The sequence below is a fragment of the Enhygromyxa salina genome (assembly GCF_002994615.1).
GTDB lineage: Bacteria > Myxococcota_A > Polyangia > Nannocystales > Nannocystaceae > Plesiocystis > Plesiocystis salina_A.
The window spans coordinates 48355-63964 of sequence record NZ_PVNK01000204.1 but is presented as its reverse complement, the minus strand read 5'-3'; the positions used below and the strand labels follow the sequence as shown (position 1 = coordinate 63964).

16 protein-coding genes are annotated in these 15610 nt (G+C 69.6%); 9 read left to right on the top strand and 7 right to left on the bottom strand.

Annotated features, from left to right (window positions below; genetic code table 11):
- Nucleotides 1–19 precede the first annotated feature (19 nt).
- Nucleotides 20–556: a YaeQ family protein gene (locus ENSA5_RS23875; RefSeq protein ID WP_106393998.1), complete on the bottom strand. Its 537-nt coding sequence runs from the start codon at nucleotides 554–556 to the stop codon at nucleotides 20–22.
- A 94-nt stretch (nucleotides 557–650) separates the two neighbouring features.
- Complete coding sequence (locus ENSA5_RS23870) at nucleotides 651–1517, bottom strand: hypothetical protein (protein WP_106393997.1); 867 nt, start codon at nucleotides 1515–1517, stop codon at nucleotides 651–653.
- Nucleotides 1518–1560: 43 nt separating this feature from the next.
- Here ENSA5_RS23870 and ENSA5_RS23865 point away from each other — a divergent pair, with 43 nt between their 5' ends.
- A complete protein-coding gene (locus ENSA5_RS23865) occupies nucleotides 1561–1992 on the top strand; it encodes a hypothetical protein (RefSeq protein ID WP_106393996.1) in 432 nt (143 codons plus the stop codon).
- Nucleotides 1993–2011: 19 nt separating this feature from the next.
- Here ENSA5_RS23865 and ENSA5_RS23860 read toward each other — a convergent pair whose 3' ends face one another.
- Nucleotides 2012–2530, bottom strand: a complete 519-nt coding sequence (locus ENSA5_RS23860; RefSeq protein ID WP_106393995.1) for a Fur family transcriptional regulator — start codon at nucleotides 2528–2530, stop codon at nucleotides 2012–2014.
- A gap of 191 nt (nucleotides 2531–2721) precedes the next feature.
- Between ENSA5_RS23860 and xseB the strand changes: the two genes are divergently transcribed.
- From xseB to ENSA5_RS23845, 3 genes are all read left to right on the top strand, one after another.
- Nucleotides 2722–3069, top strand: coding sequence for an exodeoxyribonuclease VII small subunit (gene xseB, locus ENSA5_RS23855; RefSeq protein ID WP_106393994.1), 348 nt, complete (start codon nucleotides 2722–2724; stop codon nucleotides 3067–3069).
- On the top strand, nucleotides 3062–3922 hold the full coding sequence (locus tag ENSA5_RS23850) for a polyprenyl synthetase family protein (RefSeq protein WP_106393993.1): 861 nt from the start codon (nucleotides 3062–3064) through the stop codon (nucleotides 3920–3922). The genes xseB and ENSA5_RS23850 overlap by 8 nt, the downstream gene beginning before the upstream one ends.
- A gap of 126 nt (nucleotides 3923–4048) precedes the next feature.
- On the top strand, nucleotides 4049–4972 hold the full coding sequence (locus ENSA5_RS23845; protein ID WP_146156044.1) for a GGDEF domain-containing protein: 924 nt from the start codon (nucleotides 4049–4051) through the stop codon (nucleotides 4970–4972).
- On the opposite strand, the gene ENSA5_RS23840 is transcribed toward ENSA5_RS23845, so the two are convergent.
- Entirely contained in the window at nucleotides 4969–6258 is a 1290-nt protein-coding gene (locus ENSA5_RS23840) for an MYXO-CTERM sorting domain-containing protein (protein ID WP_106393991.1), read from the bottom strand. The two genes, ENSA5_RS23845 and ENSA5_RS23840, sit on opposite strands and share 4 nt — an antisense overlap.
- Before the next feature lie 9 nt (nucleotides 6259–6267).
- Nucleotides 6268–6444, bottom strand: a complete 177-nt coding sequence (locus tag ENSA5_RS38140) for a hypothetical protein (RefSeq protein WP_181198076.1) — start codon at nucleotides 6442–6444, stop codon at nucleotides 6268–6270.
- Between the two features lie 126 nt (nucleotides 6445–6570).
- Here ENSA5_RS38140 and ENSA5_RS39790 point away from each other — a divergent pair, with 126 nt between their 5' ends.
- From ENSA5_RS39790 to ENSA5_RS36310, 4 genes are all read left to right on the top strand, one after another.
- Nucleotides 6571–7038 (top strand): eCIS core domain-containing protein, encoded by a 468-nt coding sequence (locus ENSA5_RS39790; RefSeq protein WP_373422452.1) that lies wholly within the window; start codon nucleotides 6571–6573, stop codon nucleotides 7036–7038.
- A 236-nt stretch (nucleotides 7039–7274) separates the two neighbouring features.
- Nucleotides 7275–7904, top strand: coding sequence for a hypothetical protein (locus ENSA5_RS23830; protein WP_146156042.1), 630 nt, complete (start codon nucleotides 7275–7277; stop codon nucleotides 7902–7904).
- 128 nt (nucleotides 7905–8032) lie between these two features.
- Entirely contained in the window at nucleotides 8033–8521 is a 489-nt protein-coding gene (locus ENSA5_RS23825; protein WP_106393988.1) for a hypothetical protein, read from the top strand.
- Nucleotides 8522–8950: 429 nt separating this feature from the next.
- The gene (locus ENSA5_RS36310) at nucleotides 8951–10519 is read left to right on the top strand and encodes a right-handed parallel beta-helix repeat-containing protein (protein WP_146156040.1); all 1569 of its coding nucleotides are present in this window, start codon (nucleotides 8951–8953) and stop codon (nucleotides 10517–10519) included.
- A 133-nt stretch (nucleotides 10520–10652) separates the two neighbouring features.
- On the opposite strand, the gene ENSA5_RS23810 is transcribed toward ENSA5_RS36310, so the two are convergent.
- Both ENSA5_RS23810 and ENSA5_RS23805 read right to left on the bottom strand, forming a co-directional pair.
- Complete coding sequence (locus ENSA5_RS23810) at nucleotides 10653–12539, bottom strand: hypothetical protein (protein ID WP_106393985.1); 1887 nt, start codon at nucleotides 12537–12539, stop codon at nucleotides 10653–10655.
- An 8-nt stretch (nucleotides 12540–12547) separates the two neighbouring features.
- Nucleotides 12548–14563: a hypothetical protein gene (locus tag ENSA5_RS23805; RefSeq protein WP_106393984.1), complete on the bottom strand. Its 2016-nt coding sequence runs from the start codon at nucleotides 14561–14563 to the stop codon at nucleotides 12548–12550.
- Nucleotides 14564–14626: 63 nt separating this feature from the next.
- Here ENSA5_RS23805 and ENSA5_RS23800 point away from each other — a divergent pair, with 63 nt between their 5' ends.
- On the top strand, nucleotides 14627–15607 hold the full coding sequence (locus ENSA5_RS23800; protein ID WP_106393983.1) for a hypothetical protein: 981 nt from the start codon (nucleotides 14627–14629) through the stop codon (nucleotides 15605–15607).
- Nucleotides 15608–15610: the final 3 nt, after the last annotated feature.

Below are 15610 nucleotides of genomic sequence, written 5' to 3'. Positions count from 1 at the left end.
TGTTACAATGAAACTTAGATTACAATACAGAGGCCAGTCCAACCCGCCCCTCATGCACCCTCCCCTCGATCTCCAGGTACAGCGTCCCCCCCGAGACCGCCAGCGACCAGGTGTTGTTGCGCTCGAGCTCGCCCGCGACCGCGTCGAGAAACAGGCAGTCCAACGCATGAATCTCGAGCGCCTCGGCCCGGTGCACGACCCCAAGCGCTTCGGCCGCCAGCGCCTCGCCGCCCTTCCACGAATACACGACCACCCGCGCCCCGGTCTTGCTCGCCTTGTGCAAACGCGCCAGCGAGGGCGAGCCGACCTCGATCCAGCTGGTGACCACGCCCTGCAGATCCCGCTGAAGCAGCGCGGGCTCGTCACCCGCAGACACCCCCTTGCCAAACGCGAGCCCCTCGTCGTGCTCGAGCAGCCGCGCGATCACCCGCGCGACCAGGTAGCGCTCGCTCTCCGAGGGGTGCTGCGCGACCCGCAGATCGAGGGTCTCGTAGACCCCACGGTCGCTGTCGGCCAAGGTGATCACGAAGCGTCGGATCGTCGCCGAGAGGGCCATCGCTGCGATAGTAGAGCTTCGGCGCTCAAAGTCACGCGCGCTCGAGCGGATGAGCGGCGGCCGGACGCAAGCGTGAGCGGCGGTGTGGCGAGCGCTACGCCGCGCCGACGAGCGCGACCTTGCCGTCCGCGCCAAGCTCGAACACGAACCCAAACCCGCCGCGGTTCTTCTCGTTGGTGAAGTACTCGTGCTCGCCGCTGAACTCGGCCCGGTAGGTGCCCGCAGTCTCGCTCTCGCCGCGCAGGCACAAGCTCGCGCCGATGTGCCAGTAGGTCTGAATGACCCCGGCCTCGATCATGAACCGCGCCAGCTCGCGTCCGCCGATCTTGCCCAGCAGCCCGGGGTGCAATGCATCGTGTCGCCTCGCGCCGGAATTTTTGCCGAGGGCGCGAAGCCAAAACGCCGCTGTACCGGGCGTACTGCAAGTTTTGGCGACAAAGCCCTCGGCGAAAAGGCCAAGCGAGGCGGCGCGAGGCATTGCACCCCGGGCTGCCAGGCCCAGCTCGGTCAGCGCCCCGATCTCGACCCGCTGATCGACCGACAAGCGCGGCGCGTCGACGACCTTCAGCTCGGTCAGCACCGCCGCGTTGACGACGGCGTCGGCGTAGTCGGGCGTGAACCACAAGAGCGGCGTGCCCCCGATCCGGTGCGAGGCCACGACCTCGACCGGGTGGTAGCTGTCGGGGTCGACGTACTCGGCCCGGTAGCGCTCGGCGAAATCGTCCCAGCGCTTGGCGCCTGCGTGAGCGCGCTGCTCGTCGAGGACCGAACGATCGGAGTCGACGCTGAAGGTCTCGACGCACGCGGGCTCGGGCTTGGGCTCGGGCTTGACCTCGGGAGCGGGCTCGACCTCGGGCTCGGGCTTCATCGGGGGCGCCTGCGGATCTGCGGTCGGCGCGGGCTCGCTCGGCTTCGAGGGTGAACAAGCGAGGACCAGGCCCAGGGCCAGCAGCTTCCGCATGCGTCGCGATAGCACGGCGCTGGTCCAGGCGTATCCTCGGCGCGTGAACAACCCTTACCAGCCGCCGAGCGTCCACGCGGACACCGCCGCCCCCGTTCACCTGCCCCCGGGCCTGAAGTCTCGCCACGGCTGCCTGACCGCCTGGCTGATCTTGATGATCATCGCCAACTTCAACGTGATGCTGATGCACCTGCTGATGAGCGATCAGATCCAGGCCGCGACGCCGGACCGACCCGAGTGGGCGATACCGGTGCTCCTGGTCATCGCGGGCACCAACATCGTCTGCACGATCGGGCTGTTCAAGTGGAAGAAGTGGGGCTTTTGGGGCTTCGTCGTCGGCTCGGTGATCGCGGGCGGCATCAACGTGATGTCCGACCTCTCCCCCGCCCAGAGCGGCGCCGGCCTGCTCGGCGTGCTGCTCCTCTACGGCGTGATGCAGATCGGCGAGCCCTCGGGCTGGTCGCAGATGGACTGAGCCAGAGACGGCGAGCCGCTCAGGTCAAGCCGACCCGATCGCCCCGCGCCTCGTCTTCTTCGCGCGGGCACGAGCCGCCCTTGATCCCGCGCGCCTTGGGACACAGCCCGTAGAGCTCGAGCTTGTGGCGGACGAGGTTGAAGCCGAAGCTGCGCGCGACCTGATCTTGAAGCCGCTCGATCTCGTCGTTGGCGAACTCGAGCACGAAGTCGCACTCGATGCAGATCAGGTGATCGTGGTGCTCGGTGTCGCCCGCGGTCTCGTAGATCGCCTGGCCCTCGCCGAACCGACGCTGGGCCGCGAGCCCGCACTCGGTCAGCAGCTTGAGCGTGCGGTAGACGGTGGCGTAGCCGATGCGCGGGTTCTCCTCGCGCGCGAGGACGAGCAGCTCCTCGATCGAGAGGTGGCCCCCGGTCGAGAAGAAGCGTCGCGCGATGATGTCGCGCTGGCGCGTGGACTTGAGCTGCTTCTTGCTCAAGTAGTCATGGAACTGCTCCATGAGCTCGTCCACGTCAGGCTCGTCGGTCGCCGCCTCCATTCCGCAGGCAGGCTATAACGACGACCGAGGCCCGGCAACCAAGGCCGCGAAGACGCGCGCCCGTGGCCAGGCAAGGCGACGTGAAGCCGTGCGCAGGGGCGGCGGCGCCGGTCCGGAGTCTAGCGCGCCGCGTCACAGGCCGCCCCCGATGGCGTTGACGGAGGGTGCCGGCGTCGGTACACCGCGCGAAGATGGCGGGTCCAGCCAAATCCAAGAAGGCGCCGCGCAAAGCTGGCCGCAAGGCCGCGCGCGAGGGCGCAGGATCCGAGTCGGAGGGCCAGCCAACGGGGGCCAGCGCCGAGGCGCTCCTCGGTCGCCTCGACCAGGTCGTGCGCGAGCTCGAGGGCGGCGAGCTCCCGCTCGAGCAAGCGCTCGCGCGCTTCGAGGAGGGCGTCAAGTTGGTCCGCGACGGCGAGCAGCTGCTCGCGTCGGTCGAGCAGCGCATCGAGATCTTGCTCGCCGACGACCAGATCGTGCCCTTCGCCGACGACGAGGACTACGCCGACGACGACGAACCGGAGACCGATTCAAATGAGTGATTTCAACCTCGAGTCCTACCTCGCCCAGCGCCAGGCCGCGACCAACGCCGCGCTCGACGCCCTCCTGCCCGAGCCCCGTGACGGCCAGGACCCCGGCCGACTGCGCGAGGCGATGCGCTACGCCGTGCTGATCGGCGGCAAGCGCATGCGCCCGGTCCTGACGATCGCCGCGTGCGAGGCGGTCGGCGGCGAGGTCAGCCACGCGCTCCCCGCCGGCTGCGCGCTCGAGCTGATCCACGCCTACTCGCTGGTCCACGACGATCTCCCGGCGATGGACAACGATGTCGAGCGCCGGGGCAAACCCACGGTCCACGTCGAGTTTGGCGAGGGCAACGCGATCCTGGTCGGCGACGCGCTCCTGACCGAGGCCTTCCGCGTGCTCGTCTCGGGTGAGGTCGGGATCCCGCGCTCGCTCGTCGCCCACGCGGTCACGCTGCTCTCCCGCCACGCCGGGATCGACGGCATGGTCGGCGGCCAGGCCATGGACCTCGAGGCCGGCCAGGACATCCCGAGCCTCGATCTGCTCGAGCAGGTCCACGCGCTCAAGACCGGCGGGCTGTTCGCCGCAGCCGGTGGGCTCGGCGCGCTCTCGGGCGGGGCAGACCTCGACACGGTCGCCAAGCTCGAGCGCTTCGGCCTCGCGTTCGGCGTCGCCTTCCAGCACGCCGACGACATCCTCGACGACGACCAGCCGGCCCTGCGCGAGGCCGCGGCCGTGCGGATCCGCGAGCTGACCGACGAGTGCCGCGAGATCGCGGCGGCCTTCGCAGACGCCGGCCGGCCCCTCCAGGCCCTCGCCGACTGGACCGACGAGCGAGCCGCGCGGGCCCGGGCCGGCGAAGATCTGGCCTGAGCGTGCATCTGAGCGCCCCTGAGCCAATTTTGGGGCTCAGGGGGCGTGATCTCCGCTCGCTGGTGGGCGCGGAACAAACAGCGCGCTTGCGATCTGGTCGGCGACGCCCCTAGGATCGTCAGCTGGATGTCGAAGACGACCGTCGTGTTGGACTCGGACGACCTTTCCCACGTTCAGAAGCGTGAGCAGGGGACCAAGCGCGCGTTCGTGGTCGTGCTCGCCGGGGATCGCATGGGCGAGATGTTCCCGCTCAACGATGGCCGCACATCGATCGGTCGGGGTCTGCACGCCGACGTCCGCATCAACGACGAGGGCATCTCCCGATCCCACGCCCAGGTCGAGTTCGACGAGGGTGACTACTTCCTGTCCGACGCGGGCTCGACCAACGGGACCTTCGCCAACGGTGAGCGCGTGGATCGCTACCCCCTGCAAGAGGGCGACAAGATCCAGATCGGTGCCAGCAGCGTGCTGCGCTTCACCTACCACGACGACATCGACGAGGACTTTCAGCGCAGCCTCTACGAGTCGGCGCTGCGCGACCGCCTGACCGGCGTGTTCAACCGCGGCTACTTCAACAACCGGCTCGAGAGCGACGTCGCGTTCGCGCTGCGCCACGGCAAGCCGCTGTCGCTGGTCATCTTCGACGTCGACTTCTTCAAGCGCGTCAACGACGAGCTCGGGCACCCGGCCGGGGACGCGGTCTTGCGCGACCTCGCCGAGCGCGTCCAGGGTACGACCCGGTCCGAAGACATCTTCGCCCGCTACGGCGGCGAGGAATTCGTGCTGATCTGCCGCGACGTCGACGCGCTCCGAGCCTCGCGGGCGGCCCACCGCATCAAGGAGCTGGTCGGCGGCACGCCGATCAAGATCGCGGGCCGCGACGTCGAGGTCACGGTCTCGCTCGGGGTCGCGGATCTCTCGATGCTGCTCGAGCCGAGCGCGACCGCGCTGGTCGAGGCCGCCGACGCGGCGCTGTACATGGCCAAGCGCAACGGTCGGGACCGGGTCGAGATCTACGACCCCGAGAGCGAGCCCACCCGCCTGGTCTAAGCCCGGCGGCGAAGCAGCGCGAGCACGCCCAGACCAAAGGCCAGCGGCGCGAGCGGCGATCCGCCGCCCTCGCTCGAGCACCCGCAGCCCTCGGCCGGCTCGTCTTGCTCCTCGGGCGTCTCGGGCGTCTCGGGCGCCTCGCCGTACATGCAGTCCTCGTCGGGTTCGGGCAGCGATCCGAAGTCCGGCTCCTCGATTGGCTCGACCAGGTACTCGTACTCGATCGTGTCTTCGAGGGCGCCGAGACGCGCGCGGACGACCGCGCGGCGCAGCTCGGGCTCGGCGGGCGCGGGCTCGCAATTGCCGTCGTGGAGCGTGGCGTACTCGCCGGTCCGTAGCTCCCAGACCAGGCTCCCCGGCGTGATCGCCAGCGCGCCCTCGACCACGCTCCACTCGATCGGCGCGCCGTGGATCAGCCGCCCCTCGGCGTCGCGGACATCAGCAAAGGCGTAGGTGTCAGCGACGACCAGATCGAGGCTCGCGGCCTCGGTCAGGCCCACGGCGATGAGCTCGGGCGACTCGTAGACCTCACCGCTGGCCAGGGTCGCGCGCACGCGGCCGCTGCTGCCCGGGGCCAGGGTCAGCGGCTGCTCGCCGAGCATGACCCACTCGTTCAGCTCGGGGTCGTCCGAGGGGATCGGGGCGACCGCCTCGACGCCCTCGCCGACGAGCTCGAGGCTGACATCGGAATTCATCCAAAACACCCGGCCGCCGCTGTCGTCGAGGCGCAAGAGCGGGGCGTCGAGCTGCCCGGCGAACACCCGCCGGGCCGCGCCCGGAGACTCTTGCAGCTCTTCGACGCTCCGCCCCGGGGCGAGCCCGAGGACCTCGCCCTCAACGACGCTCTCTTGCACCAGACGCAGGCGCCACTCGTCAAAGCCGAGCTGCGCGGCGGGGTCGGGCTCGACGACGGTGAAGCGCATCCGCTCGGTCTGGTCCCCGCAGCTGTCGGGGGTCAGCTCCCACACGACCTCGCCGGGGCCGTCGAAGTGGATGCAGCCCCCGTCGTCGAGCTGCGCCGGGCCGCTGATCGACTCGTCAAAGCAGGCCCGCAGCGCCTCTCTCTCGTCACCGCTGAGGTAGCGCTGCGTGCCGTCGTCATCGCGGCGGAACTCGATCTCGGGGCACAGCGGGGACCCGCGCAGGATCAGGTCGCCGCTCTCGAAGTCGACGAGATCGTCGACGAAATCTGGGAACCCAAAGCCGAGGTAGTCGGCCTCCCCCCAGTGCGAGCAGGCGGCGAGCGTGGGCAGCAGGGCGAGCAGAAACAGGGTCGGGCGGCTCATGGCTCGATCCTACGCGGATCCGAGCGACGCGCAAAAGCAATTGCTGCGTACAACAGTGTTCAACCGCACGTCGACGCCGCCCCCGTCGTCGAGCTGCGCCGGGCCGCGGACCCACTCGTCAAAGCAGGCCCGCAGCGCCTCTTCCTCGTCACCGTCGAGCCAGGCCGCCGCGAAGGCCGAGGTCAACAGTACCGAGACCAGTATCATCATTGAACATGTGAACGCCGGGCGCGGCACGAGCCACCCCCTTGGGGCGATGGACCCGACGCGAGCGAGTCAGGGCCCGACGCCCGGTGCACGCCAGGCCGTCAGGTGCCTCGCACAGCTCCGGAGTCATCGGGGGGCTTGGCCAGTGCGTTGAATGCTTTGGCTGGGGCCGAGGCGATGATCCTCGGCAGCGACCTGCTGTTCGCGCGTGGAGCCTCGCGACCTTCGCACCCGCTCGGTCAGCACCTCATCGCTCACGAGGTCTCGCACGCGGTCCACGGCTCCTTCGGTCGGCTCCTTCGGTCGGCTCCAACGGTCGGCGCTCGACTCTGGTCATGCTGGCCAAAGTCTCGAGCAAGGAGCTGCTGGTCGCTGTCGTGGCTAAGGCTCGCGCGACCGCAGCGTGCTCGCCGGCCTCGCGTCCAAACGGCGACGAGCACCGCCAACCCGAGGAGTTCGAGCCCTATACCAAATGTCACATCGTGCCATTGGGATTGCCCTCCAGTTTTCGGGATGGCGCTTCCCGCTACCCATTTGGGCCCGAGAAAAGGAGGCACGCAGTCTCTCAGTTAAGGCGGCAATCTCACCGCAGCCGTTGCTGCCGTCGCGCCGAACACCCGATGCTAATGTGTCGACATGGCTCTCGCCCCGAGATTTCTAGCAAAGGCATTATTCGACCGCTTCGAGCTACATGATGAGACATGGCGCAATGCGCTACTTGTAAAGCATGACGCCCATTCATATCGAGCAAACTGCGCGGCGACCATGGCTCATCATCGATTTCGGGGCCTTACGACGAGGAATGGCAGATGAAGGCAATCGCCCAGATCTCATTCTTTTCGCTAGTATGCTTCGGCGGCGCGTTGGCCGGCGCATTGATAAGCGACTCGGGGACCCCTCACTCCGCGAATGCACGACATCTCGCAGGCTCCGAGAGCCAACTGGAGATCGCCACACTGAGGGAAGATGTCGCTCGTCTTCGCGTGATATTGGAGCGAGATCGCCAGCGCGTGGATGATGCGGTGGCCGAGGACCTCGAGGACTACGAGGAACCAGATCTCGAGGAGATGATCGCCCGTGATCGTGACATTGCCGAGCGCCGAGCGGCCGCGATTACCGCCGCCGCGGAGCGCGAGGCCGTGGACCCAGACTGGGCCCCGGCGGTGGAACTCCAGATCGCCGAGGGGCTCGCCGCCCACGGGCCGTCCGGTGCGACGCTGATCTCCACGGTCTGCAAGACCACGCTCTGCATCGCCGAGATCGAGCACCCGCCGGGCGACGACGGTACCGGCCACGTGAACTGGCTTGTCGTGTTCGGCCTGTCGCATGGTTTCTTCATGCGTCACGAGCCCGAATCGGGTGCCGGCGCTCGAACCGTGGCCTACCTCGCGCGGGACGGACACTCGTTGCCGCGCGCCGAGCCGAGCTCGGCTGGGTAGGCACGGTAAGCAGCGTTCGAGGGACAGCTAAACAACTGGCATGAAATAACACACAGAAAACCCCAATCATGGGAACACAGACAGAAAAAGGTGTAGCTATGAAGTGCAAACAGGAAAGCAACAGTCGCATGCGAGCCGTCGTCGGCTTCGTCGCCATCTCGGTTCTTGGTCTGGGAGGGGTCGCCATCGGTGATTTCGGGACTCAGTCCGCGATGGCGTCCGACAACAAGATCGTCTCGGGCCACGCGTGCATGTCGCTGAACAGGTACAGCCAAACGGATCGCAGCAACCCCGAGTTCATCGAGAACACAGGAAACCTGCAGACGTACATGTGTCCGGTGGTACGCGACGACCCCAACGGGAACCTCGACTTCGTACGAGTTCGCACGTACGATAACAACAGTCATCACGGAGATCCGGTGATGTGTACCGTTTGGGCTGTGTCGGTCGACGGCACCTCGAGCAACGCGTCCTCAGTGCAGACCACAACGGGCGGGCTCGAGACCCTGGAGTTCGCCCTGAACGGATTTATCGAATTCGACTACGGGCACTACGTGATCGAGTGCAGCATGGGCACAGGCGACCAAATCGTCAGCTACCGCACCAATGAAGATTGATGCGGAGCTGCGAGATCTCGGATCGTCTTGATCCGTGACCATCGGCGAGGGCTACGATCGTTCAGCGCGATCGTGCCCTCGCCAACTCCCATGCAATTGGGTGTCGGACGAAGAACCACAACCTAGCAGCCCGGGCTGCTAGCAGCCCGGGCTGCTAGATCTTCGTGACCGGGGTCCTCGACCTCGGGGGTGTCGAGTGGGCCCGAGGCCGAGCCCATCGAACACGCGCTGTTCGGACGGACAGGGGGCGAACAAGACCTCGCGGACGAGGCCGAGCACGCGCGAGGCCGCGACGACGAGCGAGACCTTCCCGGAGGAGCGGAGCGTTTCGGCCACGACGAGACTGTCAGGTTGCGCAGCTTCGTCACCAACGTGAAAATTCGTCGGAAAGGTCGCGCCGAGCGCGGGCAGTCGGTACCATCCGCGGCCATGACTCCCCCTGATGCACTGTCGTCGCGCCTCGCCACTCTCGCATTCCTCGTAGCCTCGCTAGGGCCCTCGCTTGGGTGTAGTGACTCGAGCGCCGAAGATGGCTCGGCGGGCGAGACCGTGGGCGACGGCGACGGCGACCCGACGACCGGTGACGGCGACCCGAGCGGCGACGGTGATGGCGACCCGGCGACCGGTGATGGCGATGGTGACGGCGACCCGAGCGGCGACGGCGACAACGACGGCGACGGCGACGGCGACGGCGACGGCGACGGCGACGGCGACGGCGACGGTGACGGCGACCCGGCGATGCCCTCGCTGTGCGAGGACGTCGAGCTCCCGCCGCGCCCGGGCGCCGAGCTCCTCGTCAGCCCTGCAGGGCCCGGCGAGGTCGAGCTCGACGGCCAGACCACGACCTTGCGCGCGGTCGTATCGAGCGCCAACGAGGGCGACACCATCGTGCTCGCTGACGGGACCTACACCCTCGCCGAGGCCGGGCCCAACAACTACACCGGCGTCTACATCACGACCCCCAACATCACGATCCGCTCGGAGAGCGGGGACCCGAGCGCGGTCATCCTCGACTCGGGCTACCTCAAGCACGGCGGCCAGTCGGCGCTGGTGACCGTGGCCGCGCCCGGGGTTGTGATCGCCGACCTCACGGTCCAGCGCTCGATCTTCCACCTCATCCACTTTTGGCCCGACGGCGACGACGCGCTGGTCCACAACGTTCACCTGATCGATGGCGGCCAGCAGTTCATCAAGGCGAGCTCGGGTGATGGCGTCATCGATGGCGTCGAGATCTCGTGCTCGAGCTTTGTGATGACCGACGCGGGCCGCGAGAACGTGTGGGGCTACGGGGCCCAAAATAGCAACACGCGCTGCTACACCGGCGGAATCGACACCCACGATTCGACCAACTGGCACATCCACGACTCCTACTTTGAAGGCATCTACTGCGACACCGAGACCCCGCACCCGGCCCACGGCCAACAAGACGGCGGCATGACCTACACCGGCGGCCTCGCCGAGCACGCGATCCACATGTGGGACAGCGAGGCCGGATCGGGCCACCTGATCGAGCGCAACCGCATCGTCAACTGTGCCCGCGGTATCAGCATCGGGTTCGTGTCCGAGGTCCACGGGTCCCGGATCCTCAACAACACCGTCTACTCCGAGCACGCCGGTAGCGGCGAGCACGACGTCGGCATCAGCGTCGAGCGGGCGATCGACACCCTCGTCGCTCACAACACCGTCTACTTCAGCCACCCCGAGGCTTACGGCAGCGGGATTGAGTACCGCTGGGGCAACACCGCCAACTTGACCCTCCACGGCAACTTGACCAACCGCATGATCCGGGCCCGCGACGGGGCCAACGCCGAGCTCGTCGACAACCTCGGCGAGGCCGACGACGCGGGCGCATGGTTTGTCGCGCCGGCCGAGGGCGACCTTCACCTCAGCGACTGCGCGGGCCCCGGCCAGGCCGCAGCTCACGCTGAGGTCAGCGTCGACATCGACGGCGACCCCCGCCAAGACCCGACGACCCGCGGGGCCGACGTCTGCCCGTGAGCGGAGGCGGCCGGGCCCGCGCTCGTCAGCGGGCTTCGGCCGTCCACGCCGCGTCGGCGATGAGCTCGCGGCGCCGAGCGAAGGCCCCGCTCGGCCTGCGCTCGGTCGACGATGCGCGCTTCGCTGCCCTCACTCACTGACCCGCGTCGCCGAGCTCGAGCTCGACGCGGGGCCCCTCGGCCGTGAACCGAGCGCGGAGCTCGAGGCTGCGGCCGTCGAGCCACTCGCGGACCGGCGGGTCCTCGCTGTAGGCGAGCTCTTCACGGGCGGCGATCGGCCCGAGCGCGGCCACGCGCAGGTACCAGACGAGCTCGAGCTCGTGGACCGACGAGGCCTCGCGCGGGGTCTCGAGCAGCCAGCGCACGCGCTCGTCCGCGTCGGCCGCGAGCAGCCAGCCGCCGAAGCCCCCGGGCCGGGCGTGCTCGTCGACGAGGTACATCGACACCTCGTCGTAGCTGGCCCTCTCGACCGCGGCCTCGACCCCGGCGAGCTCGACGGGGTGCGGTGAGATCCCTGCCAAGGTCGCGAGGGGCCGGACCGCGGCGAGGACCTCGGGCCCGACCCGGAGGTAGCCGACCCAGCGCTCGCCGACGCTCGCCGCCGGATCGTCGCCGAGCTCGAGCAAGAACAGGCCGAGCCCGAAGCTGTCGCCGAGCAGCGCCGACTGGGCCCGACCGAGGATGCCCTGATCTTGCGTCGCGATCGCGCCGGCGGTCCCGAGCAGGTTGGGCCACGAGCTCAGCCCGAGCAGGATCTGCCCGCGCTCGCCCGCCTGGCGCAAGACTCGGGTCACGCCCGTGCTGTCGGCGAAGGCTCCCTGGGCCAGCGGCACGAAGCGAGCCATGCTCGACAGCCCGCCGATCCGCACGCAGGCCTGCGCGGCCTCGCAGTCGCCGTGGACGACGGGCAAGGTGCCGCGCTCGACGATCGGGGCGAACAGCTCGGCGAGGCTCCGGGAGGGTCGCGCGGCCTCGAGCCAGCGCAGCCCGAGCGTCAGGCGATCGTCGTCGTAGCCGAGCGCGAGCCCGAGGCCGTCGAACACACGCTGCTCGGGGTAGAGCTCCCGCAGCGCGCGTTCGCGGTCGAGATACACGGGATACTCGAAGGGCTGATCTGTGCCGCCGCCAAACGCGACCACGGCGTCGGCGAGGGCCTCGGCCTCGAGCAGCGCGAGCGTCGGGCCTGCGTGGATCAGGATCTCGAGGGGCGCAGGCGAGGCCGCGGCGCGCCTGCGGGGGTCGTCGAACTCGGGCGCGTCGGTCCGGCCCGGCCAGCGGTCAGCTCGCGCGAGCGCGCGGTCGAGATCCGCCGCCTCGGCCCCCTCGTAGAAGAGATAGACCCCGTCGACCCGGACCCGATCTTCCCCCTCGGCCCGGGCCCACAGCAACAGCCGCGGACGCCCGGAGCACAGCGCGACCCGAGCCAGGCTCTCGCAGGCGTCGGCCCACATCCCGAGGTCGTCGTCGGTGACCGTCAGCAGCGCGAGCGCCCGCAGCAGCCGGGCGCGGTCGCGGGTCGGCAGCGAGGCCCGCAGGTGCACGCCCAGGGTCCGGCCCTCGCTCGACAAGCGCGCGAGCAGCTCGGGCTTGGGCTCGGCGTCACCGGCGAGCTCACCGAGCAGCTTGCGGACCGCCGCGGCGCGGCCGTCGAGGGCGCGGATCGACACCCGGACCTGCGCGTCCCTGCGCAGGCCGAGGGCGTCGAGGCGCGCGCCCGGATCCCCGATGAAGGCGTCGACGATCCCGCCAAACACACCGACGAGGGGCGAGCGCGTCGGGCTCGGCCGGGGCAGGGAGCGCGCGAGGCGGGCGAGGGTCGTGGTGTCGCAGCTGGCTTCGATCAGCGCGCCTTCGAGGTAGGCGCCGAGCTCGGGCTCGGCTGCGTCGACGGGCTCGGGTTGGGCGCTCGTCGGCGCGGCCTCGATCGCTTGCTCGCGCGCGTCCTCGCCTTTGTGCTCGCGTCGGCAGCCGAGCAAGGCCAGCGCGACCCCCAAGCCCACGCCCGCTGCGATCCGCGCCATTGCGAGGCTCACTCGAGCTTGCCCATGGCCACGCGGACCTCGGGCGCACCGTCAGCGCCAAGCCCGACCTGGCCCCGGATCCACCGCCGCGACAGCCAGCTCTGGGCGAAGCTCGAGTCCTCGCGGAGCTCGTCGAAGGACGCGAACAAGCGCCACAGATCCACGGCCTCGAGGTAGAGCAGCGGGACCGCGCCGTCGTCGTGGGCGAGGCCGGCGAGCCAGCGCACGCGGTCGTCACCGTCGGCGAGCACGGCCCAGCCCCACGCCCCGGTCGCGGCCGGGGGGTCGAAGATCTCGTAGAAGTTGCCGGCCACGTCGGAGTCGGGGATCGGCGTGAACTCGACCCGCCCCTCGACGCCGGACAGCGAGGTCGGGGACATCCGCGCGTCGACCATCTGCAAGAAGCCACGCAGCGTCGACAGATCCGCGGCGCTCATCCGCGCGTAGCCGACCCAGTCGCCGGTCACGGTGTGGCGGGTCTCGTTCAGCGAGCGGATCGAGAACCCGGCGCCGAGGACCCGCGAGCTCACGTCGATCACGTTCTGGACGACGAAGGACTCGGGCGCCTCGAACACCTTGCCGGGCAGCTGGGCCAGGCTCCCGATCGCGTTGGGCCAGGTCTCGAGCATGAGCACGGCCGCGGCCTCGTCCTCGTGGCGGTCGAGGAGGCGCGCGAGCTCCTCGGGGTCGGCGTAGACGCCCCTCGCCAGGCTCGAGAAGCGCGCGCGGTCCGGGAGCCCGCGGCTGCGCCCGCACAAGAGCGCGCCCTCGCACAGGGCCGCGATGCTGGGCACGTCGGCGTCGATCTCGCTGAGCTCGAACACCGCGGCCATCCGCTGGCGGCCCGAGTCGCTCGCCAGCCACTTGCCCGTTGCGACCATGCTGTCGCCGGACAGCGCGAGCTCGACGGTCACGCCCTCGAACATGCGCTCGGTGTCGTGGAGCCGCTCGAGGGCGCCCTCGCGCTCGCGCAAGCGGTCGAGGCCGTAGATCTCCTCGGGCGCCGAGAGCCCCCGGATCACCCGGGCCAGGGCCGCGCCGCGCAGGGCCGAGACCACGCCCGGGCCATCGACCAACATCACGGCGTCACCGCGCAGAGCCGCGAGCGCGGGCGCCGACGCGGCCGCGGGCACGGTCAGCGCTTGTTGGATCAGCGCCCGGCGAAACTCGTCATCGGGCGTCTCGTAGTCGCCGACAAAGGTCAGGAGCAGGTCGAGCTGGAGGCCGCCGGGGACGTCGCGCAGGACCATCACGCCGTCGCTCTCGCCACCGCACGCGCGGGTCGGACCGAGCGCGGCGCAGGTCGTGGCCCAGCGCGGATCTTGGAGCTCCCTGGCCATCAGCCCGACGACGCGATCGATCTTTCCCGGCGTCGCGACCGGCAGGTGGACGCGGGCGTGGACGCCGAGGCTCTTGGCCTTGCGCTCGAGCTCGCGCGCCGCCGGAGACAGCGGGACCTCGCTCGGCGCGACCTCCTCGACCGCCGCGCCGGCCTTGGGCGCGATCTCGACCACGCTCACGTGGTTGCCCCCGCGACCCTCGAGCTCCTTCAAGGCCGGGCTGTCGTTCTCGACGGCATCACGCAGCTCGGCCGACCAGGTCAGGACCGGGCGCACGGACATGCTGATCCGCGCGTCGGGGTCGACGCCGAGGTGCGCGAGCACGTCGTCGACGCGCAGGTCGGCCCCGATCAGCGCCCCGAGCTCGGCGACATCCCGAACCTCGCGCGGCGACATCGGCAGCGAGTGGAGCAGCTCCTGCATCGCGCCCGCCCGCCAGCTCGCGTAGAACAAGGCGCCGTCGACATAGCCAGGCTGGAGGCCGACCGGCGCGCCCGAGAGCTCGGGGATCCGATCGTCCTTGGCCCTGGCGCTCGAACCATCCCCGTCGCCCGCCTGACCGTCACCCGAAGCTTGGCCGTCGGTGTCCTTGCCGCCGTGCTTTTGGCAAGCCGAGACCCACAGCAGGGCCGCGCAGGCCAGCGCGCTCAGCCGCGGTACAAAGCGAACGCGAGGTGCGAACATGCGGCGACGGTATCACCCTTGCCCGAGAAAAGGCCGGATCCTACGCTGGGTGAAGCTATCGCCATGCGCCCCTGGTCTCGCTCGTCGCTGTTCCATCGCAATCTGCGCGCGCTCGCCTCGACCGGCGGCCTGCTCGCCTCGCTGTGCGCAGCAGCCTGCAGCGACGACGGCGAGTCGAGCGAGGCCGACACGGGCACCGTCGCTCCGGGTCCCCTCGACGGCGAGTGTCCGCTCAACGAGCGCGTCGGGCTGTTCAGGATCGTCCACGAGCCGGACTACTCGGCCGTCGACGGCGAGATCTACGAGGCCGTGATCCCGTCGACGATCGTCGAGCAGACCGCGGCCGAGGGCGGCTGTCGGCTGCTCGCCCGCGAGAACCCCTTTTGCGATCCCGCCTGTGCGAACGGCGAGGCCTGCACCCACGCGGGCACCTGCATCCCCTACCCCGAGCGCGTCGAGACCGGAGCGGTCACGATCGCCGGCCTCGAGGTCGAGCTCGTGATGAGCCCGCGCGCCGACAAGCGCTACTTCGACACGACCTTGCCCCACCCCGCGTTCAGCCCCGGCGGCGCGATCAAGCTGACCAGCACGGGCGGCGAGATCGGCCCGCTCGAGCTCAGCGGCCGCGCGTTCGCGCCGCTCGAGCTCGGCGACGACACCTGGAGGATCGAGGCCGGAAAACCGCTCATCGTCAGCTGGGCCCCCGAAGTCGACGGCGAGGCGCGCTTTTATCTGACGATCAACATCGATCAACACGGGCTCTCGCCCTCGACCCTCGTCTGCGAGGGCCCCGACAGCGGCAGCTTCGAGGTCCCCGCCGCGATCATCGACGCGCTGCTCGACGCCGGGACCTCGGGCTTTCCAACCGGCCACGCCTACCGTCGAACCGTCGACTCGATCGAGGCCGACCCGGGCTGCGTGGAGCTCGAGGTCCGGTCCCACCGCAGCGCGACCCTCGAGGTCAGCGGGCACACGCCCTGCGTCGATGAAGGCGACTGTCCCGACGGCCTCAGCTGCGAGCTCATGACCCAGACCTGCGTGTAGACC

What these genes read in the sequence shown, in the direction of transcription:
- ENSA5_RS23805 (WP_106393984.1), bottom strand. Translation starts at nt 14,563, where the DNA reads ATGTTCGCACCTCGCGTTCGCTTTGTACCGCGGCTGAGCGCGCTGGCC.
- ENSA5_RS23840 (WP_106393991.1), bottom strand. Translation starts at nt 6,258, where the DNA reads ATGAGCCGCCCGACCCTGTTTCTGCTCGCCCTGCTGCCCACGCTCGCC.
- ENSA5_RS23875 (WP_106393998.1), bottom strand. Translation starts at nt 556, where the DNA reads ATGGCCCTCTCGGCGACGATCCGACGCTTCGTGATCACCTTGGCCGAC.
- ENSA5_RS23800 (WP_106393983.1), top strand. Translation starts at nt 14,627, where the DNA reads ATGCGCCCCTGGTCTCGCTCGTCGCTGTTCCATCGCAATCTGCGCGCG.
- ENSA5_RS23850 (WP_106393993.1), top strand. Translation starts at nt 3,062, where the DNA reads ATGAGTGATTTCAACCTCGAGTCCTACCTCGCCCAGCGCCAGGCCGCG.
- ENSA5_RS23860 (WP_106393995.1), bottom strand. Translation starts at nt 2,530, where the DNA reads ATGGAGGCGGCGACCGACGAGCCTGACGTGGACGAGCTCATGGAGCAG.
- ENSA5_RS23830 (WP_146156042.1), top strand. Translation starts at nt 7,275, where the DNA reads ATGAAGGCAATCGCCCAGATCTCATTCTTTTCGCTAGTATGCTTCGGC.
- ENSA5_RS23845 (WP_146156044.1), top strand. Translation starts at nt 4,049, where the DNA reads ATGTCGAAGACGACCGTCGTGTTGGACTCGGACGACCTTTCCCACGTT.
- xseB (WP_106393994.1), top strand. Translation starts at nt 2,722, where the DNA reads ATGGCGGGTCCAGCCAAATCCAAGAAGGCGCCGCGCAAAGCTGGCCGC.
- ENSA5_RS36310 (WP_146156040.1), top strand. Translation starts at nt 8,951, where the DNA reads ATGACTCCCCCTGATGCACTGTCGTCGCGCCTCGCCACTCTCGCATTC.
- ENSA5_RS23870 (WP_106393997.1), bottom strand. Translation starts at nt 1,517, where the DNA reads ATGCGGAAGCTGCTGGCCCTGGGCCTGGTCCTCGCTTGTTCACCCTCG.
- ENSA5_RS23810 (WP_106393985.1), bottom strand. Translation starts at nt 12,539, where the DNA reads ATGGCGCGGATCGCAGCGGGCGTGGGCTTGGGGGTCGCGCTGGCCTTG.
- ENSA5_RS23825 (WP_106393988.1), top strand. Translation starts at nt 8,033, where the DNA reads ATGCGAGCCGTCGTCGGCTTCGTCGCCATCTCGGTTCTTGGTCTGGGA.